Genomic DNA, 15819 nt, shown 5'->3' with positions numbered 1-15819 from the left:
AACCACATATTATTTCGTAAATTTGTTAGATGCAATTCAAACTTCAATCAGAATATCAACCAACTGGAGATCAGCCTCAAGCGATAGAAAAATTAGTAGAAGGAATCAACATTGGTGAGAAATATCAGACACTTCTCGGTGTTACTGGTTCAGGAAAGACCTTTACGGTTGCCAACGTTGTGCAGCGGGTTCAAAAGCCGACTTTGGTTCTGGCACACAACAAGACTTTAGCGGCTCAGCTTTTTATGGAGTTCAAGGAATTTTTTCCTGAAAATGCAGTTGAATATTTTGTAAGTTACTACGATTATTATCAGCCCGAAGCTTTTATTGCCTCAACCAACACTTACATCGAAAAAGATCTGAGTATCAATGAAGAAGTTGAAAAACTAAGGTTGTCTGCTACTGCAAGTTTACTCTCCGGAAGACGAGATGTTTTGATTGTGGCATCGGTTTCCTGTATCTATGGTATCGGAAATCCGACCGAGTTTCATAAATCATTAATCACAATCGAAAAAAATGAAAAGCTATCCAGGACAAGATTACTTCACCAATTAGTTAGTGCTTTGTATTCCAGAGCTTTGAATGAATTTCAGAGAGGAACATTCCGTGTTAAAGGTGATGTGATTGATATTTACCCGGCTTATGCAGATACAGCAATTAGGATTCAGTTTTTTGGAGATGATGTAGAGAAGATTCAGAGCTTTGATCCTGTTTCCGGAAATGTGATTTCAAATTTTGACTTAATTAATATTTATCCTGCCAATCTTTTTGTAACGACGCCTGAAACGATGCAAAGTGCAATCCGTCAGATTCAGGATGACCTGGTAAAACAGGTTGATTTCTTTAGAGAAATCGAAAAACCTTTGGAAGCCAAACGTTTGGAAGAAAGAACAGAACTGGATTTGGAAATGATTCGGGAATTGGGTTATTGTTCAGGAATTGAGAATTATTCCCGTTATATGGATGGGCGTTTGCCAGGAACAAGGCCATTCTGTCTTTTGGACTATTTCCCGAAAGACTTCTTGATGGTGATTGACGAAAGCCACGTCACCATTCCTCAGGTTCATGCGATGTACGGCGGCGACCGAAGCCGGAAAGAAGTTCTGGTGGAGCACGGGTTCCGATTACCTGCGGCTATGGACAACAGACCTTTGAAATTCAATGAATTTGAAGATATGCAGAATCAAGTGATCTATGTTTCGGCGACACCTGCGGATTATGAACTGGAAAAAACAGGCGGAACTTACATCGAGCAAATCATTCGTCCAACAGGACTTTTGGATCCGATCATCGAAGTTCGTCCGACAATGAATCAAATTGATGATTTAATTGAAGAAATACACAAAAGAGTAGAATTGGACGAGAGAGTTTTGGTTACGACTTTGACCAAAAAAATGGCGGAAGAGCTTACGAAATATTTTACTAAAGTTGGAATCAGAACAAGATACATCCATTCTGATGTGGAGACTTTGGAAAGAATCCAGATCATGCAGGATTTGCGTTTGGGATTATTTGATGTTTTGGTTGGGGTTAATCTTTTAAGAGAAGGATTGGATTTGCCGGAAGTTTCATTGGTTGCCATTTTGGATGCTGATAAAGAAGGGATGTTACGTTCCAGAAGATCAATGATCCAAACAGTTGGTAGAGCAGCCAGGAATCTGAATGGACGTGCAATAATGTATGCTGATAAAATCACAAAATCTATGCAGGCGACTATCGATGAGACTAATTATCGTCGTGAAAAGCAGATGAGATATAATGAAGAACACGGCAAGGTTCCACAGGCATTGAACAAAAAAATCAGTGAAAATCTGGTCGGCAGAAGCAAAGATTTTCCAGACGAAAAATATACACACAAAGAGATTCTCCTGGAAGTTGCTGAAACAAAAGCTAATTACGGAAGTGAAGATATTGAAAAAATCGTGGCTCAAAAACAAAAAGAAATGGAAACCGCAGCTAAGAATCTTGATTTTATAAAAGCCGCCAAATTGCGTGATGAGATTGCTGCTTTGAAAGGATAAACAAAAAGTTGGAAATTGTTTTCCAACTTTTTTAATTTAAAATTTATAATTCTTTGTTTTAGATTTTTGAAATTCCACTTTTCCACGAATCGGAATGAGTAAATCCATCAAACCATTCAGTTTGATCTCGTAGATTGTTGAGAGTTGCATCCCCAATTTTCCTTGTGGAAAGCCACCATTTCTCATAAACCATTCGAGATAAGAAATTGGCAGATCTGCCAAAATTGTTTCTTTATATTTTCCGAAAGGCATTTTGACTTCACAAATTTCTTTCAGTATTTGCGGATTAATCCCTTCCATTTTTTAAATAATAAGATCTGTTTTATTCTCAAGCTCATCATCATCTGCAGGGAGTTTCAGAGGCGGCGGTGTGTCGTCTTCAGAAAATTCATCGCGGTAAACCTGGATTAGCAATACTGTAATCGACATCAGGATCGGACCGAAAATCAATCCCATAAATCCGAAAATATTCATACCCATAATAATTCCAAAAACGGTAATCAAAGGATGGATATCTTCCAGTCGTTTCAGTAATGTAAATCTCAATAGATTATCCGTTAAGCCGACAATCACCAATCCGTAAATCAATATTCCAACACCTGCCCCGGTTTGTCCTTCTGCAATCATGAAAATTCCGACAGGAAGATAAACTATTGCTGCACCAACGACTGGCAACATTGATGCTAATGCGGTTAATGCAAATAAAAGCATCGGGCTTGGCGCTCCGAAAATATAATAGCCAATCAAAGCAACAATACCTTGTCCTAACGCTACAACAGGAATACCAATGGCATTTGCCATGACAAGCTTTACAAACTTATCTCCCAGCATTTGCGTGTTAGCCCTTTTAAAAGGCATGGCTCTAGCTGCCATTCTTTCAAATAATCTGGCTTTTACAAACATAAAATACAGCACAAAGTACATCGAAATAACAACTGTAAATGTATTGACAGTTGTACTCAGAGCTTTTGTAGAAAAGGTTCCTGCAAAGTTGGTAACCTTAGCAATGTTTTCTTTGCTGAGAATATCAAACCCAACTTTCTGAAAAATAAACTGATGTATTTTCTCCAGAAAAATATTAAATTTCTGCATATAAACCTGTGCATTTCCTAGTTTGGAAACCAATTGATCAACAGTGAAATAGACAGGTAAAATCAGAATAATCAAGGAAGCGAGCATCAAAATAGTTGCGGATAACCAAGGCTTCCAGTTCTTCTCTTCGATCAGGTAGAAATTATACTTTCTGCAGATGATGTAAAGTGTAATTGCTCCAAGGAATGAAGGAATGAATAATGCCAGATTCCAGCAAATTAATCCAACAAAAACACAAATAAGAAGAATTAATGCGACCTGTTTGATAACAACAGAATCTATTGGTTTACCGGAATCTGACATAGTTTATTTTGAATTTATTTTATTAGCCTAATTGTCTGGGTGAGCCAAAGTATGCACAATAAGTAGAATACATTGCAATATAAGCGAATGGAATTGTAAGATAAACTCCAACACAACAAAGTACAAAACCGGCAATACTGATGAGCGCAGCTAAAAAAGCAGTAAATAAAATCGTGCCATAATTCTCCTGAGCAATATTGAATGATTTCTTAAGTGCGTCAAACGCGCTTGCTTTTTCAAAAATCAAAATCGGATAACCTAAAAAGAAAAATGGCATTGCAAAAAATGCAGGAAGAATGCACATAAAAAACAAAATGGTTAAAGCAATTTGAGTAATGAAAGCATATATAACGATATTAATGAAATTCTGCTTATAAGCAAAAAAGATATCAGAAACTGTAATGGGTTGTTTGTAATTGGATTTGTTAGCGACATAAATGAGACTTACAAAAATAGGCGTCAAAAGAAGTGTTACTAAGAAGTTAGCACCACTGTAAGCTGCAAATCCAGGCGCAGCGATAACATCTTTATAATCAATATTTCCGCCGGAATCTTTGATCTGCTCCACCAAAAGGGCAGAGTTAAAACCCGTAAGCAACTGTATAAGATAGCTAAGTAAAAAATAAATAACAACTGCCAAAAAGCAGTATAAGAAAGTATTTTTAAAAATTTCCAGAGCGTGAGAAATTATAGCTCCTGCCTCTCTGTTAGGAGATGTAGCCTGCGAATCGAATTCATTAAAATTTTCCATTGAGTTTATTTTTGTAGTTGATACTCAAATCTACACAAAAATTTTTTGAAATGGATGAACTCAGGAAAAATTATTCCTGAAAATCAGCAATCAAGTGTTTGTAAAGAACATAAATTACGGCATTCCAAAACGGAAATGTTACGAAGATTCCAAAAAAGAAAATGACAAGTCCACAATAAGAAACCAATATAGAAACCAGACAAGCCAGCAAAACCACAATAATATTTTTCTGAAAAATCTGAACACTGATCCTGAAAGCCCGGAAAAAATTGTAATTCTTATAAAAAACCAAAGCCGGAACAAACAACATCATTCCCATCCAAAATAAGCTCAACGGCGGAATAATCAGAATATAGCTGTTAAGAATATTCCAGAAAAGCGAGTAAATCAAAAATAAAAAGAAATAGTGGCCTTGGAATCCACCAAACAAATCCGACATTGCAACAGGTTCGCCGATATCCAGTTTCCTGTAGATTTTGAGAAAGCCTATATTCAACGGGAAAATCACAGATTTGATGACGAGAATAGCCATTGTAAAATACATAGCGTTTTCGGTTTTCATCAGTTCCTCGTACTTTTTTATAAAAGCTGGAAAATCAGAATACATCAGCTGTGAGAACTGATTTACTTGCTCAAAAAGCCCGTAGTATCGGAACGCATAAGCACCGGCAAACATAATCACAGAAAAATAGATCACCGTAAACAACAGCTGAAACGGCAAAGTCCTCACCCAATATTGATAGGCTTCTGTAAGTATTTTTCCAATTTCCGGATTTTTCGTCGTCATTTCTCAAACTTTTTTACAAAAATAAAGGATTGCAGCTGATAAACCACATTTTAAGTCTTTTATCTTTCCCAATCATCTTTTTTCTATTTTTGTTTTTATGTTTGAGAATCCGCAGTTTCAAAAGATGGACGAATTATCGGAAAAAAAAGAACCGTTCTTTTTTCTGATTAATTTTTTGATGAATGAGGTCAGAATCTTTACAAAAAGCGAAATTGAGAATGAAGCTTTGTTGATTGATTTTCCGAATATTACAAACGTCAATTATCAACACGCGACAATTCCGGATTTTGTGTGGAAATCATTTCCGGAAACATTAGAGGATTATAAAAAAGGATTTGATCGGGTTCAGGAAAATATCAGAAAAGGGAATTCTTATTTGACGAATTATACAACTAAAACGAAAATCGAAACTAATCTTAGCTTAGAAGCTATTTTCCGATTATCAAAAGCAAAGTATAAAGCTTTGGTTCCGGATGAATTTGTATTTTTTTCGCCGGAAACATTTGTGGAAATTGTTGATAACAAGATTTTTACGCATCCTATGAAAGGAACAATCGATGCGGAAATTGATAATGCAGAAAACATACTGAGAAACGACCCGAAGGAAAAAGCGGAACATTACACAGTTGTCGATTTGTTGAGAAATGATTTGAGTATGGTTGCGGACAATGTTCAGGTTAAAGAGTTTCAAAGAATCGATTATATCAAAACCAAGCAGAAAAATCTTCTAGCAATGAGTTCGGAAATAGAAGGCGAAATCAAACCGGAATTCAACAATAAAATTGGAACAATTCTTCAAAAGTTGTTGCCCGCAGGTTCTATTTTAGGCGCGCCAAAGCCCAAAACTTTGGAAATCATTTTGGAAGCAGAGCAATATGAGAGAGGATTTTATACAGGAATTGCTGGTTATTTTGACGGAAAAAATCTGGATTCCTGCGTAATGATACGTTTTATTGAAAAAGAGAACGACCAACTGCTTTTCAAAAGCGGAGGTGGAATTACCCATCAAAGTGACCTTATCAGCGAATACGAAGAAATGAAAAACAAAATTTATGTCCCGATTTATTGAAAGTATCAAAGTTGAAGACCAAAAAATTTTTCTGAAAGAACTTCATCAGAAAAGAATGAACAACACTTTTTCGAATTTCGGAAAAGTATGTAAAATCGATATTTATAATTTATTCCTAAATCTTGAACATGATGAAGATGGACTTTATAAATTCCGGATCGAATATGATCTGGAAAACAATTTCAAAACACAAATCATTCCTTATGCGATTTCAGAATTAGGTGATTTCGAATTAGTTATTGATAATGAAATCGACTATAGTTTTAAGTCTGCTGACAGAACTCAATTACAAAAAATGAAAGATAAAAGTCACGCAGATGAAGTCATTATTGTGAAAAATAACCAGATTACAGACACTTCATATTCCAATCTTTTATTCCTGAAAGATAAAACTTGGTTCACACCGAAAAGTTATCTGCTGAACGGCGTAATGAGGCAAAATCTTTTACATTTAAAAGAAATCAAAGAAACTGAAGTCACTTTAGATAATATCAAAGAATTCACACATTTTCAGTTGATCAATGCTTTGAATGATTTCGATGATATGTTCATTTATCCGATTGATAAAATTATTAATCTTCCGAAAGAGGAATCGGATTTGGAGTTTTAATTTATTTTAGAGATTACTGATTCAACGGAATTATCTTCAAAAGTAGTTGTAATTGTTGCAGAGTTATTTTTGATTTTAAAAATTCTACATTTCAAACCACCATTAGAATTAATGTAAATATCAGCTTCATCAAATTTACTCTTTAGAGTATCTATTAATAAAATATATTCACAATCATTTATCCATTTTAGATTGTAAATCCTTTTATTTCCTATTTTTTTACCTGTTTTTAAATCGAAGGTTTCCTCAGATTGAGAATTTTGTTTTCTATCTAAAATATATTTTCTGTTATCAAATTTACTAACGAGTTCAAACTTACCAATATGAAAATCTTTACATTTTAAATCATGTTCATTTTTAAAACAAACAACTGAAAGAAGAGCAAAGCAAAGAAATAGATTTTTCATACTGAGTTTCGCTTACTTCAAAGCTTCAAAATACTGTTTCAGAACACCCGCATTATCACATTCAGAAGTCATAACTTCCAAAATTTTCGGTTTCACATCCGGCTTGAAATAATTAGGTAAAACTCGGTCAAGAGAGATTTCATCTTCAACTCGTGTATATTCAAATCCGAAATTCTTTGCTAATAATTCCGCATTTCTGTGATGCTGTGTTGCAATGAACTCATCCAAAGCATTCGTTCCACTTGGTCCGGGAATGATTTTGAAAATATTCCCTTCCCCATTATTGAAAATCACAATTCTCGTATAAGGTGGAATGTACTGATTCCAAAGTCCATTGATATCATAGAAAAACGACAAATCACCGGTAATTAAAATGGTTGGTTCATCTTCCATCATTGCAAATCCCATTGCGGTAGAAGTACAGCCGTCGATACCACTAGTTCCTCGGTTGCAATACACATCATATTTCTGATATTCAAATAATTGTGCATATCGGATTGCCGAAGAATTGGAAAAGTGAATTCGGTAATTTTCAGGAACTTGATTGGATAATTGATTGAAAAGATAAAAATCCGAAAATGGTGCTTTGTTGAGATATTCCTCGTGCTTTGCATCTTTTTTATCTTTTAGAACGTCCCAAAGATTGAAATAAGCTCTTGGTTCCAGATTAATTGATTTCAATAATTTGGAAAAGAAAACTTCTGGTTTTGTTTCAATTTTTTGACTTAGAACAAAATATGTATCGGGCTGCCAATATTCATCAATATGCCAATGTTGCTTTGGTTTTGCTTTTCTTAGGAATTGCTTCACTCTTTTAGAAACAACATTTTGCCCGATTGTAATCAACAAATCCGGCGCATAAGTGTGATAATCTTCTTCAGAAAAATCGGTAATGTAACGATCGATATGAGCAAAAAACTTATCGTGATGAAGATTGGAATTCATTTCTGTCAAAACCACAACAGTATGATTTTTAACTAATTGAGATAGTTGAGCTTCCAATTCCGGATTTGGAGACAATGTTCCTGCCAAAATCATAATTCTCTTGGAAGTATTCCAATCTGCTATCAGATTTGATGGAACTTCGTAATTCTTTTTCTGAATTGTTTTCTCGACAGCCGGCATTACAGGTAACTCGTCCAGCAAGTTGTAAAGTGGTTCTGTCAAAGGAATGTTGATATGAACCGGCCCGCTTTTTTCGATGCACAATTCAACTGCTTTTTTGATTGTTTCGAAATTATAATCATCAGCGCGGTCTTTTTCATCTTCCAGCAATTCGAAATCGCCGTAAGAATGCTGCTGGAAAATATTCTTCTGACGAATCGTCTGTCCATCAAAAATATCAACAAAATCCGCAGGCCGGTCTGCTGTCAAAACCAAAAGCGGTACATTCTGATAAAACGCTTCCACCACCGCCGGATAATAATTAGCTGCAGCAGAACCGCTTGTACAAGTGATGGCTACGGGTTTTTTAATTGATTTTGAAATTCCCAAACCTACAAAAGCCGCCGCTCTTTCGTCCACAATACTGTAACACTGGAACGCATCAATCTCGGAAAAATGAATCGCCAAAGGTGCGTTTCTGGAGCCTGGAGAAATGATGATTTTATCGATGCCGTATTGTTCAAGAATATGTGCGAGAATCTGGATGCTGCGTTTTGCGGAATATTGCTTCATTTGGGAAAATTAATTTGACAGATTACTGCCTTTTGAGATTACAAAACTAAAGAAAAGAATCTAGTAACTAAAACAATTCTCATCGTAGTTGAGCATTGTTTTTAACCTTTCATATAAGTCAGGAAATTTAGTCCTTAAACTTTTAGGGTTTTCAAAAAAATATTCCATTATAACTGAAATAAACTCCTTTGAATTAACGAAAGCATATTCTCTGAAAAACCCAGAATTTTTAATCTGATGAAAGTAATTGTCTTTTTTCAACATTTTCTGAATTTTGCGATGTTCATCTTCGAAAAGAACGTAATCAAAAGTACTTGTTCTCGGTTTTGTTGCCTGATGTAAAATGGCGTGAGTAAACTCGTGAATTCCGAGATTAATATTATCATTAGAAATTTTGATTCCGAGATAAAAATCCTCCCAAGAGAAAACAACTGTTTTTTGTATAGAATTGAATTCTCCTTTATGAAAATCATCATTTATATGTGAATAGTAAGCTTTGGGATAAACAATGACTTTGGTGAAAGAGTTCTGATGTTTGACATTCATTCCGAAAGTCAGTTCTGTGTAAGATGCTGCAATTAGTATCTTTTGTTGATGTGAAAGTGTTAAGTTTTCTCTTTCAATAATCGGATAACGTTTCAGAAAGTGTGTGATTTTGTTTTCAAAGGATTTTTGAAATTTTGGCTTTAAACGTTTATAAAATATGATTTCGCTTTCCAGAAATAATTTATCATTTTTCGAAAGTAATTTCGGAAACAATGAAAAATGATTGAACAAAGGCCTTTTGAAAACCATTAAAAAAATAGGTTCTATATATGCTCTGAATAAAATAAGAGATAATGATGAACTTACAAAAACAATAAAGATATATTCCAAATTTTTTCTTTAAAAATACTAAAACAATCGCAATTGCTGTGTTCTGCTTCCTGTAAAATGCTCGGTTGTGAGAATTACTCTTTCACGATTATTAAAAAACTTCTTCTTCCCGATTTCAAAGGTTTTATGAATCATTTCTGCAATATTGCCTTCGCCTTGATAACGTTGGAAAAAACGCTTTTCACCAAGATTTCCGCCTCGCATTGAGCGGATGAGATTCAGGACTTTGTCTTTTCTGTCGGGGAAATGTGCTTCCAGCCACTGGACAAAAACGGGTTCAACAGTATCATTCAGTCTGACCAGAGTATAACCGCAACTTCTTGCGCCGGCTTCGGAAACAGATTTCATTATAAAAAGGCTTTCGTCACTTGTCAAAGCAGGAATCACAGGCGCAATCATCACATTCACAGGAATATTTTTCCCGGATAAAACTTCGATCGCTTTCAGTTTGTTTTTGGCTGTCGAAGTCCTTGGTTCCATTATGCGTCTCAAATCTTCATTAAGCGTCGGAATGCTCATATTCACGGAAATCAGGTTTTTCTCTGCCATTTTTTCAAGAATATCCAGATCTCTCAAAATCAAAGCGTTTTTGGTGATGATGGAAACCGGATGTCTGTAATCCAAACAAATCTGAAGCAGTTTTCTGGTAATTTCGAACTGTCTTTCAATGGGTTGGTAGCAATCGGTATTCCCGGAAAGCATAATTGGTTTCGGAATGTAAGATTTCTTCTGAAAAGTTTTTTCCAAAAGTTCCGGCGCATTTTTCTTGACCATTAATTTTCTTTCAAAATCAATTCCTGCGCTGTAACCCCAAAATTCGTGAGTAGGTCTTGCAAAACAATACGAGCAACCGTGTTCACAACCCTGATATGGATTCATCGAATAATCCATGGGCAAATCCGGACTCTTGACAACATTGATAATCGTCTTTGGAAAAACTTCTGTAACCTGAGTCTTGATTTTTTCCAATTCATAGTCTTCCGGCTCGAACGTATATCTGTCGAACCGGTTGATGACGTTGCGTTGCGCACCCTGACCTTTTGGAATTAAATCTGACATAAGTTGAGAAAATTAATGCAAAGGCACAAAGAAAAATGATTAAAAATCTGTTTTAAGTCGCAAAACTTTGCGTCTTAAAGAAGTTAATAAGGAAATAAACTTTCCGCCTTTGCGATAAAATTGATTGGAATTATTGTTTCAAAATTATCACTTGAAAAATGAAAAATATCTTAAAATTCCGGAAAGTTTTCCACAAAAAAATCCGGCTCATAGGAACCGGAATTATGTATAATTAAATAGCTTATATTATAAAAAAGCTTCTAATTCTATACCATCACCTGATCCTGCGTAAGGTTTTCTCGGAGAGCTGAATAGCAAATGATGGTCAGAATAATCGCTGTTATAAAGTCTGTTTTTTAAATATTTTCTTACCGCAATGGCGCTCAGAACAGCTGCTGTTCCGAATAATCCCGCAAATATGATTTCGATATTTCTCTTCATACTAATAATTAATTTCAATTCTCAAAAGCAAATAGTGTTCCTTTTTATTTTATCCAAAATGACAATTTTTACAATTCAGTCGGATTTTTATACAGTTCGGTCAATATTAATTGCTTAACTTCTGGTATTGAAATAATTTTGAACCAAGAAATTAGAATATGAATAAGAAACCATTGATAACGCTCACCTGGATTACACTTGGCTCGTCCATTTTTTTCTTCACTTTTTTCTCTGATGAGAAAACTTTAGAAAGCTTTGGTTATAACTTGCTTATTTCAGGAATGTATGCTTTTGGATTAGGCTTAAGTAATGGTTTTTTAAATGATTTCCTCAACAAAAAATTTTCATGGACGGAACAGACCAGACTTAGAACCATTTTAGGAATCGTAGCAACCATCATTGTCAACTTTGTAGTCGTTTATTTTTGTAATTATATCAATTTTGTGATTATTCAGAAGGTTTCTACTCAAGAAGAATTCTTCTCAGGAAAATATAATTTTACCAATTGGTTTTTTGTCAATTTTGCCTTGATGATTTCAGCTTTTCTCCACGCCAAAGGCTTTATGGAGGAACTAAAAAAAAACACCAAACAAGAAGTTGTAGAACAGAAACTTATTGCAAAATCTGCCAACGCCCAATTCGAATCTTTGAAGAATCAATTGGATCCGCATTTTCTTTTCAATTCACTTAATGTCTTAACCGCTTTGATTGATGAAAATCCTGAACAGGCACAGAAATTCACCACATCGATGTCTAAGATTTACCGTTACGTTCTGGAAAAGAAAGATAAAGAAATGGTCAAAGTGGAGGATGAGATAGAATTTGCTAAAATCTACTGTAATCTTTTGAAAACCAGATTTGAAGACAGTGTGAATTTTATTTTTGAAGTTAATAATGATGATTTACAAAAATTCGTGGTTCCACTTTCTCTACAATTATTATTAGAAAACTGCATCAAGCATAATTTCGCAACCTCATCAAAACCTTTGAACATCAGAATCTTTACAGAAGGAAAATTCCTCTGTATAGAGAATAATCTCCAGGTAAGAGAACAGTTGAAAGAAAGTGCAGGAATCGGTTTGGCGAACATCGTTCAGCGTTATGCATTGCTTACTAAAGAAAATGTATTCATAGAAAAATCAGAACAGACCTTTAAAGTGAAAATACCAATATTAATCGAAAAAAATTCTCAAACAATGACAACTTATACATCAGAAACCACAGAAAATGTCGCTTACGAAAGAGCGGTAAAAAGAGTAAAAGAACTGAAGGGATTCTACGGAAACTTAATCTCTTATTGTATCGTCATCCCATTTTTAGTTATCATCAATCTTTTGACTTCTTCCAAACAAATTTGGTTTTACTGGCCAATGCTAGGATGGGGAATCGGACTTGTGGCACACGGAATGACCGTTTTCGCCATCGGTAAAAACTGGGAAGAAAAGAAGATTCGTGAAATAATGAACAATCAGAAATAATCTTTAAAATCAATAACAATGGAACATATTAATAAAGACAATCCACGTTACGCAATGGCTGTGGAAAGGGTACAAAAAATCAAAAAATTCTATTCCGGGTTAATCGTTTTTGCAATTGTATTCGGAGTGATTTACGGAGTCAAATTCTTCAAGCACGGATTTCCTCAAAATCTTGGCGATATGCAGGTTTCCTGGATTTTCATTATCTGGGCATTGATTCTGGCGATCAAAGGCGTAAAGTTATTTTTTTTCAATTCCGATTGGGAAAATGATATGATTAACAAAGAAATTAAAAAGCAAAGCAATGGAAATTATTAATGATAAAAACGATATCCAATATCGTGAAGCGGTGAGAAAAGTAAAACGTCTGAAAAGCTTTTACACGCATTTGACAATCTATGTTCTTGTAAATCTATTTCTTATTTTTGCTAATTGGAGCGAAATCCGGGAAGAACATAGTATTTGGAGCTGGCAGATTTGGGCGGTTCCATTCTTTTGGGGAATCGGATTGGTAGCACAAGCTGTGGGTGTTTTTTGTCCCGGATTTTTCTTCGGGAAAGATTGGGAGGATAAAAAAATCAAAGAGCTGACAGAGAAGTATAAATAAAGTGATACAGATATTTTTTTATATTCTAATGGGAGCTTGGCTTTTTACCGAGGTCTTTTATAAAAGCCAAATGTCATCCAACAATTCTGACCAAAAAGGCAAGGATAAGTCTTCTCTCAGCCTGCTTTGGATTGTTATTATTTCATCAATATCATTATCGATTTTTGTTTCATACGTTCATTTTGAAGATTTTAGTTTGATGATAACAACGCAGAACTGGATAATCTATCTTGGATTGATTGTCTTATTTATCGGGATTTTGACAAGGTTTTTAATCATAAAATCTTTGGGCAAATATTTTACTGTAGACGTAACGATACGAGAAGGTCATCAAATAAAAAAAGACGGAGTTTACAGTGTTTTGAGGCATCCTTCATATTCTGCATCTTTACTTACATTTCTAGGTTTAGGCTTATTTTGAATAATTGGATTTCACTAATTATTGCTTTTATTCCACCATTTTTAGCATTTTTGTACAGAATTAAAATTGAAGAAAGCGCCTTGATTGGCCAGTTCGGACAGGATTATATTGATTATAAAAAGCAGACAAAAAAATTAATACCATTTATTTATTAAACCAATGAAAATTAGAACTATAATCATCGAAGACGAAAAACCGGCCGTCAGAAGACTTGAAAAATTGTTGGGGTTATTTTCTGATTTAGAATTAGTTACGAGCCTTAATTCTGTGGAAGAAGCCGTTGATTGGTTTCAGCAAAACGAACATCCAAAATTGATTTTTTCGGACATTGTTCTTGGTGATGGATTATCGTTTGATATTTTTGATAAAGTCTCTACCAAAGCTTTTATCATCTATACGACGGCTTTTGATCAATACACTTTGAAAGCGTTTAAACTGAACAGTATCGATTATCTTCTGAAACCGATTGAGGAAGAAGATTTGGCAAAAGCCATTGAAAAATTCAAATCATTTCTGCCGGAAGAAGGATCGGTTAATTCACAGGAAATCAGGCAAATCGTTAGAAAAGAAAAATCGACACTTTCCAGAATTTTGGTGAAAATCGGGTACAATCTGAAAGTAGTTTCCATTAATGAAATAAGTTGTTTCTTCAGCGAGAACAAAATTGTTTACCTACAAACCAAAGAACGAACTTATCCAACGGATTTTACATTAGACGAATTGGAAAATGTTCTGGACGAAACCAAATTTTTCCGGGTAAATAGGCAATTTATCATCAGTTCTGATTACATCAAGAATATCCATACTTCCCCAAATTATAAAGTCGATTTGGAATTCCAACCTAATGAAGAAATCACAGTGAGCAGAGAACGGGTGAAAGATTTCAAAGATTGGCTGGCTGGATAAAGAGAAACCCTTTCAGAGTTCAAAACTCTGAAAGGGTTGTATAGGCTTATTTATTTTTCTTGTAATTAACTGATCACACCACTTCCAATCAGTTCATCATCAATATACCAAGCAGCAAATTGTCCTTCAGCAATTGCAGATTGAGGATTTTCAAACTCCATAAAAAATCCTTCTTCGAATTGATAAATCGTTGCTTTTTCCAATGGTTGACGGTAGCGGATTCTTGCCATCACATCCATCAATTCTCCGTTTTTCAATCTCAGATCTTCACGAACCCAATGAACTTCAGAATTATCGATTTTAAGTGCCTTTTTATATAGTCCAGGGAAACTTTTTCCTTCTCCAACAAAAAGAATGTTATTTTCCATATCTCTGTGGATGATGAAACAGCTTTCTTTATGGCCGCCAATCCCCAAGCCTTTGCTCTGTCCGATGGTAAAGAATTGTGCACCCTGATGTTTTCCAATTACTTTTCCATCTTCTTTTTTATAATTGATGTTCGCAGACAGATATTCCAGTTCTTCCTGTTTGGAATTGAAGTTTGGTTGAGGTTTATGATATTCAGCTAAATCATTGAAGATTTCTACAATTTCGCCTTCTTTCGGAACCAATTGCTGCTGAAGAAAAGTCGGTAAACTTACTTTTCCAATGAAACAAAGTCCTTGGGAATCCTTTTTGTCGGCCGTTACCAAGCCTTGTTCTTTCGCAATTTCACGAACTTCAGGTTTTGTTAATTCACCAATCGGAAACAACGCTTTTGACAATTGGTCTTGGCTTAATTGGCAAAGGAAATAACTTTGGTCTTTGTTATTATCTTTCCCGGCCAAAAGATGGAAAATTTCTTTCCCATTTTCATCTGTTGTAGAATGAACTCTTGCATAATGTCCTGTTGCAACTTTCTCAGCACCAAGCGATAAGGCCGTTTTCATAAACACATCGAATTTCACTTCCCGGTTGCAAAGCACATCTGGATTCGGTGTTCTGCCTTTCTGATACTCATCGAACATATAATCTACAATTCTTTCTTTGTAGAGTTCACTCATATCAATCACCTGAAACGGAATTCCTAATTTTTGTGCGACGAGAAGCGCATCATTACTGTCTTCTATCCAAGGACACTCATCCTCCAAAGTTACCGACGCATCATTCCAGTTGCGCATAAAAAGTCCGATAACCTCGTGACCCTGCTGTTGCAAAAGATAAGCGGTCACGCTAGAATCTACGCCTCCGGAAAGGCCCACTACTATTTTCATTTGATTTCAATTTTACGAAACTCTTGACGGGAGTTCTTAGTTTGATGCCGCAAAAGTACGA

General features: G+C 35.1%; 18 protein-coding genes. 8 read left to right on the top strand and 10 right to left on the bottom strand.

The genetic code is table 11. From position 1 onward, the window contains the following. The first annotated feature begins 29 nt into the window (after positions 1 to 29). The gene (uvrB, locus tag QOL71_RS04575; protein WP_283415788.1) at positions 30 to 2021 is read left to right on the top strand and encodes an excinuclease ABC subunit UvrB; all 1992 of its coding nucleotides are present in this window, start codon (positions 30 to 32) and stop codon (positions 2019 to 2021) included. A 36-nt stretch (positions 2022 to 2057) separates the two neighbouring features. Here uvrB and QOL71_RS04570 read toward each other — a convergent pair whose 3' ends face one another. From QOL71_RS04570 to QOL71_RS04555, 4 genes are all read right to left on the bottom strand, one after another. After that, positions 2058 to 2312, bottom strand: a complete 255-nt coding sequence (locus QOL71_RS04570; protein ID WP_283416060.1) for a DUF3820 family protein — start codon at positions 2310 to 2312, stop codon at positions 2058 to 2060. A gap of 12 nt (positions 2313 to 2324) precedes the next feature. Beyond that, positions 2325 to 3416 (bottom strand): AI-2E family transporter, encoded by a 1092-nt coding sequence (locus tag QOL71_RS04565; RefSeq protein WP_283415787.1) that lies wholly within the window; start codon positions 3414 to 3416, stop codon positions 2325 to 2327. Between the two features lie 22 nt (positions 3417 to 3438). Further along, positions 3439 to 4167 carry a beta-carotene 15,15'-monooxygenase gene (locus QOL71_RS04560; RefSeq protein ID WP_283415786.1) on the bottom strand — a complete coding sequence of 243 codons (729 nt, stop codon included), beginning with the start codon at positions 4165 to 4167 and terminating at the stop codon, positions 3439 to 3441. 70 nt (positions 4168 to 4237) lie between these two features. Next, positions 4238 to 4954: a hypothetical protein gene (locus tag QOL71_RS04555; RefSeq protein ID WP_283415785.1), complete on the bottom strand. Its 717-nt coding sequence runs from the start codon at positions 4952 to 4954 to the stop codon at positions 4238 to 4240. A gap of 124 nt (positions 4955 to 5078) precedes the next feature. Between QOL71_RS04555 and QOL71_RS04550 the strand changes: the two genes are divergently transcribed. Further along, positions 5079 to 6023, top strand: coding sequence for an aminodeoxychorismate synthase component I (locus tag QOL71_RS04550; protein ID WP_283415784.1), 945 nt, complete (start codon positions 5079 to 5081; stop codon positions 6021 to 6023). Continuing rightward, the gene (locus QOL71_RS04545; RefSeq protein ID WP_283415783.1) at positions 6007 to 6633 is read left to right on the top strand and encodes an aminotransferase class IV; all 627 of its coding nucleotides are present in this window, start codon (positions 6007 to 6009) and stop codon (positions 6631 to 6633) included. Before QOL71_RS04550 ends, QOL71_RS04545 begins: the two co-directional genes overlap by 17 nt. Here the strand turns inward: QOL71_RS04545 and QOL71_RS04540 are convergent. The 5 genes from QOL71_RS04540 to QOL71_RS04520 all read right to left on the bottom strand — a co-directional run bounded on the left by QOL71_RS04540 (position 6630) and on the right by QOL71_RS04520 (position 11093). After that, positions 6630 to 7040: a hypothetical protein gene (locus QOL71_RS04540; RefSeq protein WP_283415782.1), complete on the bottom strand. Its 411-nt coding sequence runs from the start codon at positions 7038 to 7040 to the stop codon at positions 6630 to 6632. The genes QOL71_RS04545 and QOL71_RS04540 overlap by 4 nt on opposite strands. Positions 7041 to 7052: 12 nt before the next feature. After that, entirely contained in the window at positions 7053 to 8717 is a 1665-nt protein-coding gene (gene menD, locus QOL71_RS04535; protein ID WP_283415781.1) for a 2-succinyl-5-enolpyruvyl-6-hydroxy-3-cyclohexene-1-carboxylic-acid synthase, read from the bottom strand. Between the two features lie 60 nt (positions 8718 to 8777). Next, positions 8778 to 9593 (bottom strand): zinc-dependent peptidase, encoded by an 816-nt coding sequence (locus QOL71_RS04530; protein ID WP_283415780.1) that lies wholly within the window; start codon positions 9591 to 9593, stop codon positions 8778 to 8780. An 18-nt stretch (positions 9594 to 9611) separates the two neighbouring features. Further along, the gene (locus tag QOL71_RS04525; protein WP_283415779.1) at positions 9612 to 10652 is read right to left on the bottom strand and encodes a PA0069 family radical SAM protein; all 1041 of its coding nucleotides are present in this window, start codon (positions 10650 to 10652) and stop codon (positions 9612 to 9614) included. A gap of 246 nt (positions 10653 to 10898) precedes the next feature. Further along, on the bottom strand, positions 10899 to 11093 hold the full coding sequence (locus QOL71_RS04520; protein WP_283415778.1) for a hypothetical protein: 195 nt from the start codon (positions 11091 to 11093) through the stop codon (positions 10899 to 10901). Between the two features lie 158 nt (positions 11094 to 11251). Here QOL71_RS04520 and QOL71_RS04515 point away from each other — a divergent pair, with 158 nt between their 5' ends. The 5 genes from QOL71_RS04515 (at position 11252) to QOL71_RS04495 (ending at position 14505) form a co-directional block, all read left to right on the top strand. Further along, positions 11252 to 12571 (top strand): 2TM domain-containing protein, encoded by a 1320-nt coding sequence (locus QOL71_RS04515; RefSeq protein ID WP_283415777.1) that lies wholly within the window; start codon positions 11252 to 11254, stop codon positions 12569 to 12571. Positions 12572 to 12589: 18 nt separating this feature from the next. Continuing rightward, positions 12590 to 12889, top strand: coding sequence for a 2TM domain-containing protein (locus QOL71_RS04510; protein ID WP_283415776.1), 300 nt, complete (start codon positions 12590 to 12592; stop codon positions 12887 to 12889). Beyond that, complete coding sequence (locus tag QOL71_RS04505; RefSeq protein ID WP_283415775.1) at positions 12876 to 13178, top strand: 2TM domain-containing protein; 303 nt, start codon at positions 12876 to 12878, stop codon at positions 13176 to 13178. Before QOL71_RS04510 ends, QOL71_RS04505 begins: the two co-directional genes overlap by 14 nt. Position 13179: 1 nt before the next feature. Continuing rightward, positions 13180 to 13599 carry an isoprenylcysteine carboxylmethyltransferase family protein gene (locus QOL71_RS04500; protein WP_283415774.1) on the top strand — a complete coding sequence of 140 codons (420 nt, stop codon included), beginning with the start codon at positions 13180 to 13182 and terminating at the stop codon, positions 13597 to 13599. Positions 13600 to 13758: 159 nt separating this feature from the next. Then, a complete protein-coding gene (locus tag QOL71_RS04495) occupies positions 13759 to 14505 on the top strand; it encodes a LytR/AlgR family response regulator transcription factor (RefSeq protein WP_283415773.1) in 747 nt (248 codons plus the stop codon). A gap of 65 nt (positions 14506 to 14570) precedes the next feature. Here the strand turns inward: QOL71_RS04495 and mnmA are convergent, their stop codons facing one another. Beyond that, positions 14571 to 15758 carry a tRNA 2-thiouridine(34) synthase MnmA gene (gene mnmA, locus QOL71_RS04490; RefSeq protein WP_283415772.1) on the bottom strand — a complete coding sequence of 396 codons (1188 nt, stop codon included), beginning with the start codon at positions 15756 to 15758 and terminating at the stop codon, positions 14571 to 14573. Between the last annotated feature and the right edge of the window lie 61 nt (positions 15759 to 15819).

Origin of the sequence: Epilithonimonas pallida (assembly GCF_900182975.1) — a bacterium.
Classification (GTDB): Bacteria; Bacteroidota; Bacteroidia; order Flavobacteriales; family Weeksellaceae; genus Epilithonimonas; species Epilithonimonas pallida.
This window is presented reverse-complemented; position numbering and strand designations above follow the sequence as displayed.

Excerpts from the sequence above, each read along its gene's own strand:
- uvrB (WP_283415788.1), top strand. The coding sequence starts at position 30 with ATGCAATTCAAACTTCAATCAGAATATCAACCAACTGGAGATCAGCCT.
- QOL71_RS04565 (WP_283415787.1), bottom strand. The coding sequence starts at position 3,416 with ATGTCAGATTCCGGTAAACCAATAGATTCTGTTGTTATCAAACAGGTC.
- QOL71_RS04560 (WP_283415786.1), bottom strand. The coding sequence starts at position 4,167 with ATGGAAAATTTTAATGAATTCGATTCGCAGGCTACATCTCCTAACAGA.
- QOL71_RS04555 (WP_283415785.1), bottom strand. The coding sequence starts at position 4,954 with ATGACGACGAAAAATCCGGAAATTGGAAAAATACTTACAGAAGCCTAT.
- QOL71_RS04550 (WP_283415784.1), top strand. The coding sequence starts at position 5,079 with ATGGACGAATTATCGGAAAAAAAAGAACCGTTCTTTTTTCTGATTAAT.
- QOL71_RS04545 (WP_283415783.1), top strand. The coding sequence starts at position 6,007 with ATGTCCCGATTTATTGAAAGTATCAAAGTTGAAGACCAAAAAATTTTT.
- QOL71_RS04540 (WP_283415782.1), bottom strand. The coding sequence starts at position 7,040 with ATGAAAAATCTATTTCTTTGCTTTGCTCTTCTTTCAGTTGTTTGTTTT.
- menD (WP_283415781.1), bottom strand. The coding sequence starts at position 8,717 with ATGAAGCAATATTCCGCAAAACGCAGCATCCAGATTCTCGCACATATT.
- QOL71_RS04525 (WP_283415779.1), bottom strand. The coding sequence starts at position 10,652 with ATGTCAGATTTAATTCCAAAAGGTCAGGGTGCGCAACGCAACGTCATC.
- QOL71_RS04520 (WP_283415778.1), bottom strand. The coding sequence starts at position 11,093 with ATGAAGAGAAATATCGAAATCATATTTGCGGGATTATTCGGAACAGCA.
- QOL71_RS04515 (WP_283415777.1), top strand. The coding sequence starts at position 11,252 with ATGAATAAGAAACCATTGATAACGCTCACCTGGATTACACTTGGCTCG.
- QOL71_RS04510 (WP_283415776.1), top strand. The coding sequence starts at position 12,590 with ATGGAACATATTAATAAAGACAATCCACGTTACGCAATGGCTGTGGAA.
- QOL71_RS04505 (WP_283415775.1), top strand. The coding sequence starts at position 12,876 with ATGGAAATTATTAATGATAAAAACGATATCCAATATCGTGAAGCGGTG.
- QOL71_RS04495 (WP_283415773.1), top strand. The coding sequence starts at position 13,759 with ATGAAAATTAGAACTATAATCATCGAAGACGAAAAACCGGCCGTCAGA.
- mnmA (WP_283415772.1), bottom strand. The coding sequence starts at position 15,758 with ATGAAAATAGTAGTGGGCCTTTCCGGAGGCGTAGATTCTAGCGTGACC.